Below are 14,191 nucleotides of genomic sequence, written 5' to 3'. Positions count from 1 at the left end.
CATCCACCCTTCCCGACAAACGATAAAAACAAACCTAATAAGTGAATAAATCTAACCTATAGACTTTAGTCTAATACCCGCGATAAAAGGTATGTAATTTACTTATTAAAAAGCTTAGTTACAGTTAATCGCTGTATCTGGTTAACCTTTAACTATTAGCTTATCTCAAAATGGCGTAGTTACTTAGCTGTTAGCTTTTCATGTGGGCTTAAAAAAAACATCTTTTTCCAACCTTGGCTTTGCGTTGTAAAAAGCCACGGCATAGGCAAAAGCGATAATATAGAATAATGCACATGAGGTTGTTTTCCTGCAGCATTACCGGTATCACCCAGTAAACCAATTTGACTGTTTATGCTAACTACATCCCCTGCACTTACATTGTAGTCATTTAAATGTGCAAAATAATGCACGCGCCATTTAGGCCCAAGTACCGCAACCACCTTACCACCTCGGGTTAACTCACCTGCAAATATAACAATACCGTTTATTGAGGCAACAACGGGCGTGTTTTTAGTACCAAAAATATCGATGCCTTTATGTACACCCGATCTGCCCCAAGGCTCGTACCAAAACGTAGTGTGGTTCCAATCTTTGCTTGTGGCACCTTTTACCGGTATCATTATTTTTTCGGGAATTAGTAAACCTATAACTAATAAAACGGCTACTCCAATTGCAATCCACTTTAGTACTTTCACTTTTCTATCCTTGATATTTAAATAACCAATAATACCTGAACTCATTGTGAGTCGTATTTATGGTGTTTTATTTGAATGAAATACCCGACTAACATGTACTAGGCTTATCAACTTCAAAACAGGCTTTATAAGCAATTGTGCACTGCCGGCTATAAATAACCACGTACCGCTTTCTATTAATGAGTCATTTAAAAAGAAAAAACTACCAATTAAAAACCACACTGCAATCAAAAAATCGTTAAATGCTCCCAGCGCTTCATAGCGACGTTGGATGGTAATATGCTCTTGTCCTAAGTCTAAATTAAGCTGATTTCTGCTATCCATCAATACTGCTCACTCTTTTTTACCGTGTAATTAAAAAAACTGTTTTTACAAAATATAGGCTTATCTGCACAATACAATAGCAAATTGCATACAATAAAAAACGCTGTCTGAAATATCAGACAGCGTTTTGATTTGTATAGTCTTTATAACCTAAAGCTAAGCATAACTTTTGAATTTAATAAATCGTTTATTTTTTCTCTTTTTCTAAACGCTTTTTAAGACTTAAAGCGGCATCAGCAGCTAGTAAACGCATAAATTCAGAGCCGTTGCTTTGCTCGCCTTGCCCTGCACCACCAATAACAATTTCAGGTACTAGGCGGCTATTGCCTAAACTTGTAAATAAAGCAGTTTGAATTTTCACCTCAGCTTTTAATGTTTCATCAAAAACGTATTTAGGATCAAGCGCTGCCGACTTAGCACGTAAACGTGCCTCAGCTAACACATCCATACCAAGTGCTTCTAAACGTTGTTGCTTTAATATCTCTTCTTGCTCTTTTGCAAGCTCCGCTTTAACCGCTACACGTTGCTGTGCTGAAATAATCGCATTTGCTTTAATACGCTCAGCATCAATTTGTTCTTTAATTTTTAGCTTTTCGGATTCAGCTCGCTGCTTAGCAATGGCTTGCTCACCTAGTGCAACCTCTGTACGCGCTTGTTGCTCTGCTTTTTTAAGGTTTTGACGCGCAAGCGCTTCATCTGCTGCTGCTTGTTTTTGCGCCTCTAGACGTGCGTTAACTTTACTTTCGTAGTCAATATCAATAATGCTCGCATCAACTACTGTAATACCGTAAGCGCCTAAAATAGGTGCGTTACGCAGTGCATTGCCTTCGCTGTCTTTTTTAATATTAATAGTAACGCGTTGCTGTTTACTCAAATTACTTAAATCGTCAGTTTTATCACGCTCACCAGTACTAATAATTTGCTCGGTCACAAAAATACCGTTGGTTAGCTGATCAGAAAAATCTTGGCTTAATTGGCCATTACCACCTGAGTAATGTTGCTCTACCGACATCATACGTGCAGACGCTTTAACATTTTCAGTTGTGGCGCGCATTAGTAGGTTAGAAATTAGAGTTTCTTGTGAGCCAAATTCTTCGTGTATTTTAAGTAAACCACGTAATGCGCCAGACTCACTAGCTGGCACATTGCCCGGTAATCTAAAACGCGATACACCACGGGCACCACCGGTTGTTGTATCTAAAAAGCGAATAGGAATTAACGGTACAATCGCGCTTGCTGTTGCACTACTATCGCCAGTAAAGTTAATAGAAATTACTTTTTTATAAGCAGAGGTAGTACCAAATGCTTTTAGATAAGGGCCAGCCTGATTTATCACCGTTAAATTACCAGTAAATGCTGATTGGTGTACTAATCGCTCATCTGCTTCGTTCCACGATATAACCTGCGATGTAAGCGTAGCAATAACCGCTAATACAACAACAATTGACGACACCACAATGACATTACGGCGGCCAAAACGGCTCATAAACGACTCATTTTTTTCTGCTGGGATTACTTTTTCGTTATCCATTGTTACTACTCTCCATGTTTAATTTTTTCTTAACAAAGTAAATAATTTCTTGCTCGCTTAAATGCGCACAAAAACTACCTGAACGATGCAATTCAATAAATGTTGCAAGGATCTCTTCTTTGCCTTTTATTGTTTTATGCTCGTCTGCTTGGGCTTGGTTTTTATCAGTAAGTTGAGTAATAAGATCATCCACAATGGTATCTTTATCAAATAACACATTGTATTCTTTTGTTTTTCTTACTCGGCTTGTGCGTACATTGCTATAAATAACATAAATAGCTAAACACAAAATAATAACCAATGTACTCAACCCAACAATATAAAAAATCATAATTCCTACTTATACCAATCCGCAATAATACTTAATCATTTTTAGGGGCTAAACGTGTCGCTATCTGCGTTAAAAAATTCTCATTTAGAACAACTAAATAGCGAATTTTTTTCCTTGCTATCAACACGTTTTTCCATCCTCAAAATAGATCTCTTAATTATGCGGATTGGTATTATATTTAGTTGAATAATCACCTTAATCACAAGTGTAAATTTTTTTCACAAATGTTAATGCGTGATTTTACAGAATAACCGTCTAAAAAACAGGTAAAAAATAAAACATTAGCCAATCGCTAAATACTAAATCTATCTAAATAAGAGTCTAGGTATGAAGTTTTTTGCAAGCGAGGGTCTGCAAACAACGGTGAACTTTTATATCTTGCACAAAAAAGCCCCTGCAGGTTATACCTTGCAGGGGCTTTTTTGAAACTTGCGCTAGCTAGAGCTTCTTATAAAGAAAGCTCTTCTTTAGCGCGAGTTAAGTTATGCGTTACCATTGAATTTTCAGAAACCTGTACTGCTTCGTATAAATCGGCAAGAGCTGCTGTATCGTTATGCGCTTTTAATCGTGCAACACCACGGTTGCTTAACGCGTAAGATGTAAGCTGACGTACTTTAAATTTAGGGCCTTCAGCATCTTTTAAAAGTGCGATAGCTTTTGTACAAATTTCTTCAGCTTGAGCGTAATTTTTAGATTTAACGTTAAGTGCGCAGCTATTGAATGACTCTTCAAGTGGCAATGGCGCAGTAGCGGTTTTGATAACCATTAGTTTGTAGTCACTTGAATCAGCCATTACAGCTGCTGAGCAAGTTAGTAATGAGCCAAGAGCGATGGTTTTTAAAAGTGTACGTTTCATGGTTTGCCTTTCCTAATTAAGTTAGTCGTGCTTGTTGCCGACAACTGGACTTTAGAGTATTAGCTCAACAGCGACAAACGAGAAAAACAAACGTAATAAGTGAAGAAAATTAACCTATAGACTTTAGTCTAATACGTGAGCTAATTTGTTATAAAATCGAGTAACAATTAGCCCTTATTAGCAACTGATTCCTAAACAGAATTTAAGTAACACCAGTAAAACACTCTATTTTTTGTAACATTAGCTGTATAAATAAAACACAGCTAATCTATTTAAGTTTACTTACGAATACTTTTAGCAACTTTGCCAACACTTAACCCCTGGATCAAAATAGAAAACACCACCACAGCATAAGTTAAGGTAAGTAAAACATTTCGCTCTGCACCATCAGGAAGCTGCAAAACAAGCGCCACCGAAATACCGCCGCGCAATCCTCCCCACGTTAATACCTTCCACGCACCAGAGGGTAATGCTAATTGCTTATTAAAAGTGCTGGTTGTTATACCCACAACAATTAAGCGTGCTAATAAAGCAATTAATATGGTTAACACAGCAGCGGCTAATAAATTGCCCGAATAGGCAATCATTACAACTTCAAGCCCAATTAAAACAAACAAAATGGCATTTAAAATTTCGTCAATAAGCTCCCAAAATAAATCAACGTAATGACGTGTTTTATCACTCATGGCTAAATTACGGCCATGGTTGCCCACCATCAACCCCATCATAACCATCGCAAGTGGCCCCGATAGGTGCCAATGGCTTGCCAGCGCATAACCGCCAATAACACCTGCTAGAGTAAGTAATACCTCTTCTTGGTAGCTATCTATACTTTTAAGTAAGTAATATAAAATGCCACCAAGTGTTAATCCAAAAATAACTCCACCACCCGCTTCAACAGCTAACGTATGCGCTACAGAATAGGTTGTAGGAATATCACCACTTGATAAAATACCCAGTAATAAAACGAATACCACCACCCCTATTCCGTCATTAAATAACGACTCACCCGCTATTACAGTTTCAATACTTTTAGGCGCCCCCGCTGAGCGTAAAATACCCATAACAGCAATCGGATCGGTTGGCGAAATTAACGCGCCAAATAATAAACACCAAATAAACGATAAATCAAAGCCAAGTAATGGCAGTAATAAATAAAGCGCGCCAGCAATAATAATGGTAGATACAAGCGTACCCACACATGCCAAAATACCAATCGGTAATTTATAACGCCTTAAATCGCTTACATTTACATGCAGCGCCCCGGCAAAAAGCAACATAGAAAGCATGCCATCAAGTAAAACCTCCGTAAAATTAAGCTGATCGAGTAAGCTCACCTCATAATCTATCAGATCATCAAACCCTAAAAAGCCCAAAAATATCGCGGTAATAGAAACCAGCATAGAAATAACCATTACACCAATTGTGGTTGGCAAACCAATAAAGCGATGATTCACATAGGTGAGTAATGCAGTAATCGATAAAAATATCGCGCTAATTTCAAATATAGTTAAAGTGCCTGAAGAGACGACGGTAGGTTCCATATTAATTTATCCATAAATAGTAATTGGTTATTATTTTAAATACCCGTTCGCTTAATTAACTGAGCTATTTTAGGTACTAAAGCCTTACATAAACAAGGCAAAGCATCACTGTTTAGTTGTTATCACTAATTGCTTCTGCATTGAATTACCTTTTGCATTCATGCAGTTTCCAATGAGCCAATTTACGCAGCTAGCCTCGCTTTAGCGCATCAAAACGCTTAGGTATTATTACGATTAGTATAATTGGGCTTACTGTAGCACTGTATTTGTGCTTTTTATAAATTGCAAAAACGCAAAAAGCCATATAAGGGTTTAACCTAACATGGCTTTTTTGTACTCTCGCTTAATTAAAGTGTTTTATAAAACACTTTATGAGCAATCTTTTATAAAGAAAGCTCCTCTTTAGCGCGATTTAAGTTGTGCGATACCATAGTGCTGTTAGACATTTGGTTAGCTTCGTATAAATCGGCTAATGCAGCAGTTTCGTTATTCGATTTTAAACGCGCTACACCACGGTTACTTAAAGCGTAAGAGGTAAGCTGGCGTACTTTAAATTTTGGGCCATCAGCATCTTTTAAGAGTGCGATTGCTTTTGTACAAATTTCTTCAGCTTGTGCATAGTTTTTTGACTTAACATTAAGTGCACAGCTATTAAATGATTGCTCAAGTGGCTGCGGCGCTGTTGCAGTTTCGATAACCATTAATTTGTAATCACTTTGATCAGCCATTGCAGCAGCTGAACAAGTAAGTAGTGAGCTAAGAGCGATAGTTTTGATAAGTGTTTTCATGGTCATAATCCTGTTTGGTTAAGTCGTGCTTGTTGCCGACAACTGAACTTTAGAGAATTACCATAAAAACGACAAACGATTAAAACAAAACCAATAAGTGAAGAAAATTAACCTATAGACTTTAGTCTAATGCCAAACTAGTAAGCAATTTATAGCAAGTGCATTAAATATAATTAGTTAACACCAACTAATTTAACTCCCTTATCAATCGCAAACCTATAAACTACTCCGCCCATATGCCATAATCTAAATAATTCATTATTTTAGTAACTTGGCGCACATTTAAGCGCCTTAAAGTTAACTACTCAGGGTTTTCAGCATGGCATATCAAGAGCAAAATCAAGCAACAATCTATTGGCACGATTATGAGACCACCAATAAAAACAAGCACCTTAAGGGTTAGAAGTAATTTCTGCACACATTTCTGTACACGGAATTATTTTTAACAATTTTGGAGCTACTCAGAGCTGTAAACTTTATAAAATAAGAGTTATAAGAAAATTTTATAACTCTTTTTGTGGGGCTGGCGATTTTGTTCTGATATAAGCAGGGATGTCAAAAATATCAGATGGCTTTGGCCTAGCTTTGTTAGCTTTTTCCTCAGGCTGTTTGTCTTTACTCAAGTCATCAATAACCATTTTAGAACTCGCGCCCGTAGCAATAACTAGCAGCTCATAATTGGTCGCTAGGCTTTCTATTTTTGATACACCACAAATAACTAACGCGTTTGTGCTTACCTGCTGACGTACTGTATCGGTAATTAGGTTGTAACTACCCAGTGAAATTTCATCTTTGCAATTGACTTGTATTATTACCCCTGTACTTGATGACATATCGACCTGATTAACCAGCGGATTGTTAAGTGCCCCATCAAGCGCAGTAGTTAGCTCGCTTTCTTCATCGCATTTACCAACCCCTAGTACTGCATCACCCTGGCAATCCATAATTTTAGCAAAATCATTTAGATCAACATTTATAAGCCCTTGAAAACAAAGCATATCGATTAGTGACTTGATCAGTGAGTGGAGTATTTGGTTGCTATGCTTAAAGGCGTCAAATAAACCAATATCATTACCTAGCACTTCAATAAGTTGATCGTTTGGAAGAGTAATAACAGCATTAGCATGCTCCTTAAGCTCATTTAAACCTGCTTGCGCTATATTATTTCTAAACTGCCCTTCACTACTAAATGGCAATGTAGCAACAAATATAATGGGTTTACCTTGTTCGCTAGCAAGCTCTGCAATATAAGGGCTAGCGCCAGTCCCAGTACCGCCACCCAACCCTGTTGCACAGAGTATTATATCGCAGCCATTAATAAGCGTTAAAAGCTGCTCTTTGCTCTCTTCCGCTGCCTGCAACCCAACTTTAGGGTCGGCGCCGGCACCATACCCATGCGTGAGCTCAGCTCCTATAAGCACTGCTTCATCACTTTGTGTATGCTCAAGTACTACTTTATCGGTATTAACACTGTACAAGAATGCCTGATCAGACTCGCGTTGTTCAAAAATACTGTTCAGCGTATTACAGCCACACCCACCAATACCAAATACACCAATCGATAAACCATCATTTTGTTGAATTAATTGAAACATAGCTACTCCTTAACTTTAAAAGGAGCATAACAAATAGGTACGTCAAATTTTGACGCACCTAAACTAGTTGGAGTTATTTATAAATGTTAGCGGCCGCTTGAAGCTTGCTAACAATTCTTTGCCGCAACTTTTCAGGTTTAATAACTTCCAGCCAATGAGTACATTTAAGCAACTCATCAGTTAGCTGCTCGGTATCAATAACTTGGTAGGTGAGTAATACGCTTTTATCGTCAATCTGTTGCTTGCCGACCAGTTCACCAAGCTCTATAAAACCTTGGTTTAAAGTAGAATGATCCGAGACTTTTACAACCAATTCTATAAGTTCTCTACACATACTTTTGTTAATCGCGCTGCGTAACGTTTTTAATTGCTCGGCACTTGGCTCACGTCGTGTCTTTTGCAGAATATGTACTTTACGAATGCGGTAAACCGGCATCTGGTAACACTTATCGTGGAGCGTCCCCACCATAAACTGCGCCATTAACACACCGCCTTGCTCAACTATGTTATAAAAACTCAACTCAGCAAACTTTAACCAATGTGCCTCATCGTAAAGTACTCTATAAAGCTCAGCGCTCACTGCACGCTTATGCATAATCGCATGCTCAATTTGCTCAACTAACTGAGTATCAACATTCACTTTTAACGACGATTTTGGCAGGGTTGAAAGCCACTCAGGCATATGGCCATTACAACGTTTGAGCGCCTGCTCTGCTTTAATGTGAACTGAGCGTTTAACATCACTGGGAACTGATTTCGGTAGTAGTTGCTCCAGCAGCAAATAATGCTCTGCAACTTCGCTGCTCATAACTTTTGAGTTACCACCCCGCCACTGCGCATTGATAGACCAACCATAGGGTTTACTACGCATGTCCTTTTCAAGGCCAAAGCAACCTTGATCGTGTAGCGTTTGCAGATCGCGTTGCAGCATGCGAGTTGAAATATCAAAGCCCCGCGCACTTAATCTGTGTTGTAACTTTTGAGTTGAAATAGAGCTAGGCGCTATTGGCACAAGCTCTAAAATTGATAAATGGCGGTGTGAAATCATTAAATTAAGTCGTGTGGAGTCACTTTTGAATTACTCTAAAATACTACTCTTAAATACCTTGTCCAAATATTAAAATTTTGACTCTTTTATAATTAACTTTTCTGGCTGAGTGTCTTCTGGTAATAACTTGTAAATCTTACGTCGAAGAACAAATAAGTCACAAAATACCAGTGAAAATTGATAGAGCTCAAAATAAACCTTCCTATAACTCCATTTTCTTGAGTTTTTCCTCAACTTCAGCTTTAAGTTTAACTAATCGATTTGAATTTTTTCGCCGGCTTATTTCATCTAACAAATTATCGAACTCAACTTTTTTTGATAAAGTTTCGTGACAAAGATATTCTAATTCATCTATTTTGAATGATAAAAATGGTCTTGGCCTTTTCAAATTATCTTTAAACTTTTCCAAAACTATTCTATCTGCCCCCTCACTTTCTGGTTTAAGCTTAAGGCCATATTTAGTTGCTAAATTAATAGCTAACTCATAACCACAATCAGCCGACTTAATAACCCAGCCTTCTCCATCACGCTTTAAATCAGGAGAGTTTTTAGGATTATTAATAATATTCATCCCTAAGAGGTACATTGCTTCTGGGTTTCCTTTATTAGCGGATTTATGTAAATAAGTTTCATATACGTGCTTATTTCCGTCCAATAAAGCATTTTTAGCTATAGCTAAATCACGATAGCTCTTTTTAACTAAAGGTGATATCCCTGAGTACTTTTCAGTTTTCTCCTCTTCATTCCAGAACCTTTCATTCCACTCAATTAAACGACTTTGTCGCTTCATCAAGTTTTCTTCAGATGGTTTTACCATACCGTATTGATGATCGTATTTTCCAATACTCTTTGGTAACCCTAAGAAGTGAGTAATGTTTGAATTAGGAGTAATATTTAATTTGGTCCTGAGTAACTTTTCAAATGCGAACTGCCATAAGTACTCGTGGTCATGTACATACCCATAAGTCATGTTACGAATATCTTTTAAAGATAAGTTCTTATTTTCTAATAGCCTTGCAATATTTCGCTGAGAACGCTCAAAAACTCTAATTTCACTAGCTTGTCCTCGTAAAATTTCTACAATAATGTGCTCACCAATTTCAAAAATGCATGCTTCCGAATTTTCATTCGGCTCATCAGGTAGTATTATTAAATTTCGAGAATTAACAACTAGCCCTTCACTAATTACTTGATATGTATGCTTAGGCAAAAGTATTTTGATTTGATTAAATTTTTGACTATAGTTTTTCCAAAATACAGAACGAGCTCTTAATTGGTTACTTTGGGTATCATCAATATTAAGGGCTGAGCTATTGATATCCTTGCTAAGTAACTTAACCAGTAATTCAAACAAGAAATAATTACTTATTTCATATTTTTCCTCTAACACCTTTCGCGAGGCAGGTTCTAATTCATACCAGAGGCTTTGATCTTCACTTGGTAAGCAATTCTCTTTTATCCATGTATCTAATATATTAGAAAACTGAATGTGGCTTTGGACCAGCTCATTGATTACAGATAGCAGTTCAAATCGAGTTAATGCCGAAAATGAAGAAATTAACCATTCAGAACTAATAGTATCGAGCGTTTTAGGTAAACTATTAATAAGATTATTAATTAAACCTTTTCTTGTTGCGTTAGGTTTCGCAAGTTTAAGTTTATTAATAAAACATAATGTTTGACTATTATGTGCCAACGCAAGCTTATTGCAGGAAATATAGTCTGCTTTATAGATATTTGTAAGCCACTCAACTCTTCGGTGATGCCTTTCGTGTAGAAATGGCTTCACGATCGATAAAGTATCAAGTAATAACACAGGGTAAGATTTGCGTTCTTTTTCAATGAATTGACTGGCTAAAAAGAAAGCCATATTCGCTACTGCATCATAGTTATTTATACACTTCCAAAGTAGTATGCTTATTTCTTGTTTTTCCAGTTCATCATCAATATAAATATCGTTACAAAAAAGCATCAACCATTCACTCAATGTAATAGCATCTGCCATATCATTTTTGATAACGTTTATTATTTGAGTATACGTTAAAGGTGGAAAGTTAGGCTCAATATTAGATACACCACTCTTTTCAAGATTTGAACTAGTGAGTACATTTTTTAAACTATTTCCATTAGGTATTATTGGTGACCTAAATTTAATACCGCTACTCAACATTTTTCAGACCACTCTGTTCAAATGACCCTAATAACTCCTGCCCTTTAAACTGAAACCTAAACATAACTTTCCTATCAGCAGCATTATCTGAGTTTTTATCTGCATCAAGCGGCCCTCTGCCAGCCAAAAGTGTTTTATCAAAAAACTCCTGTTTCTTGTCAAAATCCATATTATAAATATAATATGAAACACTATTGGCTCTCTTTACACTCAACTCCATATTGTAGCTAAATCCACCTTCGCGGCTTGAATGCCCCTCTACAATAATTCGAGAAACTTCCTCAGCTATATCTTCACTTTGAAAAACTACATTACTGTATATAGGAATAAACTTATCTAAAAATATTCTGCCGCTATCTTTTAACGTATATTCACCTTGCTCAAAAAGGACTGAGTCTAATATTGAAATATCACCAGTTACAGGATCTGCCTCTACCTCAATATTTGCTTCATTAAGTGCCTTATTAATCCCTTGAATAATTAGGATGCGTTTATTCTTACTGCTCTCTTGAGACTCTGATATTTGCACAAGTGCGCTTATTAATAATAATGCAAATATCATCAACAAAGCAGACATTAAATCACCTATAGATAACCATGCACCACTGTCATCTATTTCATCAATATGTTGAGCACGTCCAGAAGAAAGCATATTAAGCCTCACTCTCTGAAACTGATTTCTCTAGAACTTTAGCTTCAATTAAAAAATCTGCGGCTTGAGCTAATCGATTATGTATTTTACTAGCAGCTTCATCAAACCCTTTAAAATAAAGCTCTGTGCTTTGGTTTGCTTGCTCATAATACTTATGCATAGCTTTTGGTAAACCTTCAGTTATTTCTTTAAATACAGCACTTGCTTCTGTGTATTGCTTTTTAAGATCTCCTACTTGAATACCCGTGTTTCTTGCTATATCTTCAAGTTGAGAGAATGTAGATGACTCAGTGAGTCCAATAGCTTTTACCAGTCTTTCAATCGTAACAACACTGCTCTGTAAATGTTGATATTGTGCAGTAAGCTCTTGTAGTAAATTGTGGCGGGTTTGATACTCTTGCTCAAACACATCTTTAAATCTATCTACCACTTCTATTAAGTTGTTACGTTGCTTACCGAGTGTATCCTCTAGCAGGTTATTTTGTTGATTAAAGAAATCATTTAAATTTTCTTGATACTGAGATCTAAATGACTCAAGTTCACTTTGAACTGTCCTAGACATATTGAGAACTTTTGTATCTATATCACCCAAACCTATTTGTAATTGCTCTCGAGCGTTATTCATTAGTAGGCTAGCACTTTCACCTGTTTGACTAATAACCTTTGTTTGTTCTTCAAACGAAGCATTTGTCTTATCTAATAATGCCCCTAATCTATTTTCAATTTCTAGATATAGTTTAGCTTCCTGTTCTGTCCTAGAGTCTAACGTTGCTTCTAAATTTTCACCCATTTTTTCAAATGCATCTGCCGCTTTTTCAGTACTACTATCAAATGCAGCCCTTTGCTCTTGCATACCAGTAACCGCAATTTGAAGTACTGAATCTATTTGATGGGTAACTTCAGACACTGCTTTTGACTGTGCTGCAAACGAATCACTTGTTTTATCTAATAAACCTTCTAATCTAAGTTCAAAATTTTGGTATAGGCTACTTTCTTTCTCAGCCCTTGTATCCAGTGCGCTTTCTAAATCAATGCTCATCTTCTCAAAAGCCCCTGCTGCTTTCTCACTGCTAGTGTTGAAAGCAGCTCTTTGTTCCTCCATACCTTTAACCGCAACAGATAATATTGAATCAACTTGGGTCGTTATTTCTGTCATGGCAACCTGAGTTTCAGATTTAAATGATGACAAAACATCTTTTAGAGACAGTGCAAATTCTTGAAGTTTTTCCATTGTATTTTGATTAAAAGTATCAATTGTGGAAACAGTATTAGCTACTTCTGCCAAGGTTTTTTCAACATTTGTATTTAGTTGCTGATTAATTTCATTACTTTGTTTAACGGTATTTGCTGTATCGCGAAGCTGCTCTGTAACTGGCCTAATAAGCTTCGATTCCATTTCATTTATCAAGGATTCAACCAACTGCTTATGATTTAATTCATTGTCAGTTTTCAAAGTTTTCAATTCTTTAGTTAAATCGTTAAACACCGGCGCTATATTCTCTACCAATGAGTTATTAACTGCAGAAGATATTTTTTCAGAAATGACATTTCCATTAAACGACTCAGCTAATTGATTAAACTGCGTTAATTGCATGGACATATTTTCATTTAACTTATTAAAAGCACTACTTAAATCAACTTGTCCACCAGTATTAGTATTGCTTGCGATCTCATGTAAAACATCTAAAGGAGTTGCTTCCAAGCAATTTTTCGAAAGGAAATGAGCTACATTTTTACGAGCTTTATTTGTACTTGATATGCGCCATTTAAGTATTACGATCATGAAAGCTGATGTAACAAGACCAGCTAACGAAGTCGCAAAAGCAGTTTTCATACCTGTAAGTAAAACAGCAGCAGAATGGAGTAAGGCTGTAGAGTCGTTACCTACATTCCCTAAATCAAAATCTGAGAGACCTATGGTAATGCCTAAAAAAGTACCTGCAACACCTATGCTTGTAAGGAGTGCTGGTATTGTTTTATTAGACGAGTCATATAAGTCACCTGCAATATGGTTTAGTGGTACATTTGTAACCAATAAATTATTGCGTTCTAACAATTTCCCATTGTCATGTACAAAGCAGTTCTTTAACCCTGACTCATTATCAAAGCTTTTTGAGTTTACTAATCCTCTCAACTCTTCAAGCTTACTATTTTGGTTCTTAATGTAGTTATTACTTTTAAGTACTTCGGATACGGCTACATAAAGAAAAAGAAAAACTATGCATGCGCTAAAAATTGCCGTTAGTGGGTCTTGAATAAAGAGCGAAAAAAAGCTCATATTTTATACTTCCTTATTAAAATATTTGTTTAACTCTTGGTTTGTAAATAATGATTCAGCCAACCTTTTAGGAATATGCTCTGCATCACTTTTAAGGCCGATACTTGTTTTAACTGGCTTAATCAGCCTAACACTGTAGAGAGCTTCATCGTGCATATTAGAATCTGTTGCTAAAGCCAAAAAGCTAGCCTCAGGATAAAGCCTGAGTAAATTAGCTTGCCAAGAAGATTTTTGCTCTCTTAGCGATATAGTAATCGGGCTATTTTTACCAAAATCATCCCGAGCCAGTTTCCATGCATGGTTAATAGCAATAATACGCTCAATAATTTGTTCGAACTTCATAACTCTCCCCCCATTTTTTCAAAAAGGGGCTCCAATT

Annotated in this window: 13 protein-coding genes; all 13 read right to left on the bottom strand. The window is 36.6% G+C overall.

What is annotated here, in order from left to right; all coding sequences use genetic code 11:
* Positions 1 to 179 precede the first annotated feature (179 nt).
* The 13 genes from ATS74_RS10985 to ATS74_RS10925 all read right to left on the bottom strand — a co-directional run bounded on the left by ATS74_RS10985 (position 180) and on the right by ATS74_RS10925 (position 14,154).
* Positions 180 to 695 carry a M23 family metallopeptidase gene (locus ATS74_RS10985; RefSeq protein WP_082660588.1) on the bottom strand — a complete coding sequence of 172 codons (516 nt, stop codon included), beginning with the start codon at positions 693 to 695 and terminating at the stop codon, positions 180 to 182.
* A 57-nt stretch (positions 696 to 752) separates the two neighbouring features.
* The gene (locus ATS74_RS10980; RefSeq protein WP_058548937.1) at positions 753 to 1,019 is read right to left on the bottom strand and encodes a YrhK family protein; all 267 of its coding nucleotides are present in this window, start codon (positions 1,017 to 1,019) and stop codon (positions 753 to 755) included.
* Between the two features lie 187 nt (positions 1,020 to 1,206).
* The gene (locus tag ATS74_RS10975) at positions 1,207 to 2,550 is read right to left on the bottom strand and encodes an SPFH domain-containing protein (protein WP_058548936.1); all 1,344 of its coding nucleotides are present in this window, start codon (positions 2,548 to 2,550) and stop codon (positions 1,207 to 1,209) included.
* A complete protein-coding gene (locus ATS74_RS10970) occupies positions 2,543 to 2,881 on the bottom strand; it encodes a hypothetical protein (RefSeq protein ID WP_058548935.1) in 339 nt (112 codons plus the stop codon). Before ATS74_RS10970 ends, ATS74_RS10975 begins: the two co-directional genes overlap by 8 nt.
* Before the next feature lie 448 nt (positions 2,882 to 3,329).
* Positions 3,330 to 3,737, bottom strand: a complete 408-nt coding sequence (locus ATS74_RS10965; protein ID WP_058548934.1) for a hypothetical protein — start codon at positions 3,735 to 3,737, stop codon at positions 3,330 to 3,332.
* A 278-nt stretch (positions 3,738 to 4,015) separates the two neighbouring features.
* The gene (locus ATS74_RS10960) at positions 4,016 to 5,281 is read right to left on the bottom strand and encodes a cation:proton antiporter (RefSeq protein ID WP_058548933.1); all 1,266 of its coding nucleotides are present in this window, start codon (positions 5,279 to 5,281) and stop codon (positions 4,016 to 4,018) included.
* A 383-nt stretch (positions 5,282 to 5,664) separates the two neighbouring features.
* Entirely contained in the window at positions 5,665 to 6,069 is a 405-nt protein-coding gene (locus ATS74_RS10955) for a hypothetical protein (protein ID WP_058548932.1), read from the bottom strand.
* Positions 6,070 to 6,572: 503 nt separating this feature from the next.
* Positions 6,573 to 7,664 (bottom strand): cell division protein FtsZ, encoded by a 1,092-nt coding sequence (locus ATS74_RS10950; protein WP_058548931.1) that lies wholly within the window; start codon positions 7,662 to 7,664, stop codon positions 6,573 to 6,575.
* A gap of 73 nt (positions 7,665 to 7,737) precedes the next feature.
* Entirely contained in the window at positions 7,738 to 8,712 is a 975-nt protein-coding gene (locus ATS74_RS10945) for a helix-turn-helix transcriptional regulator (protein ID WP_082660587.1), read from the bottom strand.
* Between the two features lie 202 nt (positions 8,713 to 8,914).
* Positions 8,915 to 10,882 (bottom strand): EH signature domain-containing protein, encoded by a 1,968-nt coding sequence (locus ATS74_RS10940; RefSeq protein ID WP_235592007.1) that lies wholly within the window; start codon positions 10,880 to 10,882, stop codon positions 8,915 to 8,917.
* A complete protein-coding gene (locus ATS74_RS10935) occupies positions 10,872 to 11,534 on the bottom strand; it encodes an OmpA/MotB family protein (RefSeq protein ID WP_058548930.1) in 663 nt (220 codons plus the stop codon). The genes ATS74_RS10940 and ATS74_RS10935 overlap by 11 nt, the downstream gene beginning before the upstream one ends.
* 1 nt (position 11,535) lies before the next feature.
* Positions 11,536 to 13,812, bottom strand: a complete 2,277-nt coding sequence (locus ATS74_RS10930; RefSeq protein ID WP_058548929.1) for a hypothetical protein — start codon at positions 13,810 to 13,812, stop codon at positions 11,536 to 11,538.
* A 3-nt stretch (positions 13,813 to 13,815) separates the two neighbouring features.
* Entirely contained in the window at positions 13,816 to 14,154 is a 339-nt protein-coding gene (locus ATS74_RS10925; RefSeq protein WP_058548928.1) for a hypothetical protein, read from the bottom strand.
* Positions 14,155 to 14,191: the final 37 nt, after the last annotated feature.

Origin of the sequence: Pseudoalteromonas sp. H103, from assembly GCF_001469205.1 — a bacterium.
Lineage (GTDB): Bacteria > Pseudomonadota > Gammaproteobacteria > Enterobacterales > Alteromonadaceae > Pseudoalteromonas > Pseudoalteromonas carrageenovora.
This window is presented reverse-complemented; position numbering and strand designations above follow the sequence as displayed.

Excerpts from the sequence above, each read along its gene's own strand:
- ATS74_RS10965 (WP_058548934.1), bottom strand. The coding sequence starts at position 3,737 with ATGAAACGTACACTTTTAAAAACCATCGCTCTTGGCTCATTACTAACT.
- ATS74_RS10955 (WP_058548932.1), bottom strand. The coding sequence starts at position 6,069 with ATGAAAACACTTATCAAAACTATCGCTCTTAGCTCACTACTTACTTGT.
- ATS74_RS10940 (WP_235592007.1), bottom strand. The coding sequence starts at position 10,882 with ATGTTGAGTAGCGGTATTAAATTTAGGTCACCAATAATACCTAATGGA.
- ATS74_RS10930 (WP_058548929.1), bottom strand. The coding sequence starts at position 13,812 with ATGAGCTTTTTTTCGCTCTTTATTCAAGACCCACTAACGGCAATTTTT.
- ATS74_RS10945 (WP_082660587.1), bottom strand. The coding sequence starts at position 8,712 with ATGATTTCACACCGCCATTTATCAATTTTAGAGCTTGTGCCAATAGCG.
- ATS74_RS10960 (WP_058548933.1), bottom strand. The coding sequence starts at position 5,281 with ATGGAACCTACCGTCGTCTCTTCAGGCACTTTAACTATATTTGAAATT.
- ATS74_RS10975 (WP_058548936.1), bottom strand. The coding sequence starts at position 2,550 with ATGGATAACGAAAAAGTAATCCCAGCAGAAAAAAATGAGTCGTTTATG.
- ATS74_RS10935 (WP_058548930.1), bottom strand. The coding sequence starts at position 11,534 with ATGCTTTCTTCTGGACGTGCTCAACATATTGATGAAATAGATGACAGT.
- ATS74_RS10925 (WP_058548928.1), bottom strand. The coding sequence starts at position 14,154 with ATGAAGTTCGAACAAATTATTGAGCGTATTATTGCTATTAACCATGCA.
- ATS74_RS10950 (WP_058548931.1), bottom strand. The coding sequence starts at position 7,664 with ATGTTTCAATTAATTCAACAAAATGATGGTTTATCGATTGGTGTATTT.
- ATS74_RS10970 (WP_058548935.1), bottom strand. The coding sequence starts at position 2,881 with ATGATTTTTTATATTGTTGGGTTGAGTACATTGGTTATTATTTTGTGT.
- ATS74_RS10980 (WP_058548937.1), bottom strand. The coding sequence starts at position 1,019 with ATGGATAGCAGAAATCAGCTTAATTTAGACTTAGGACAAGAGCATATT.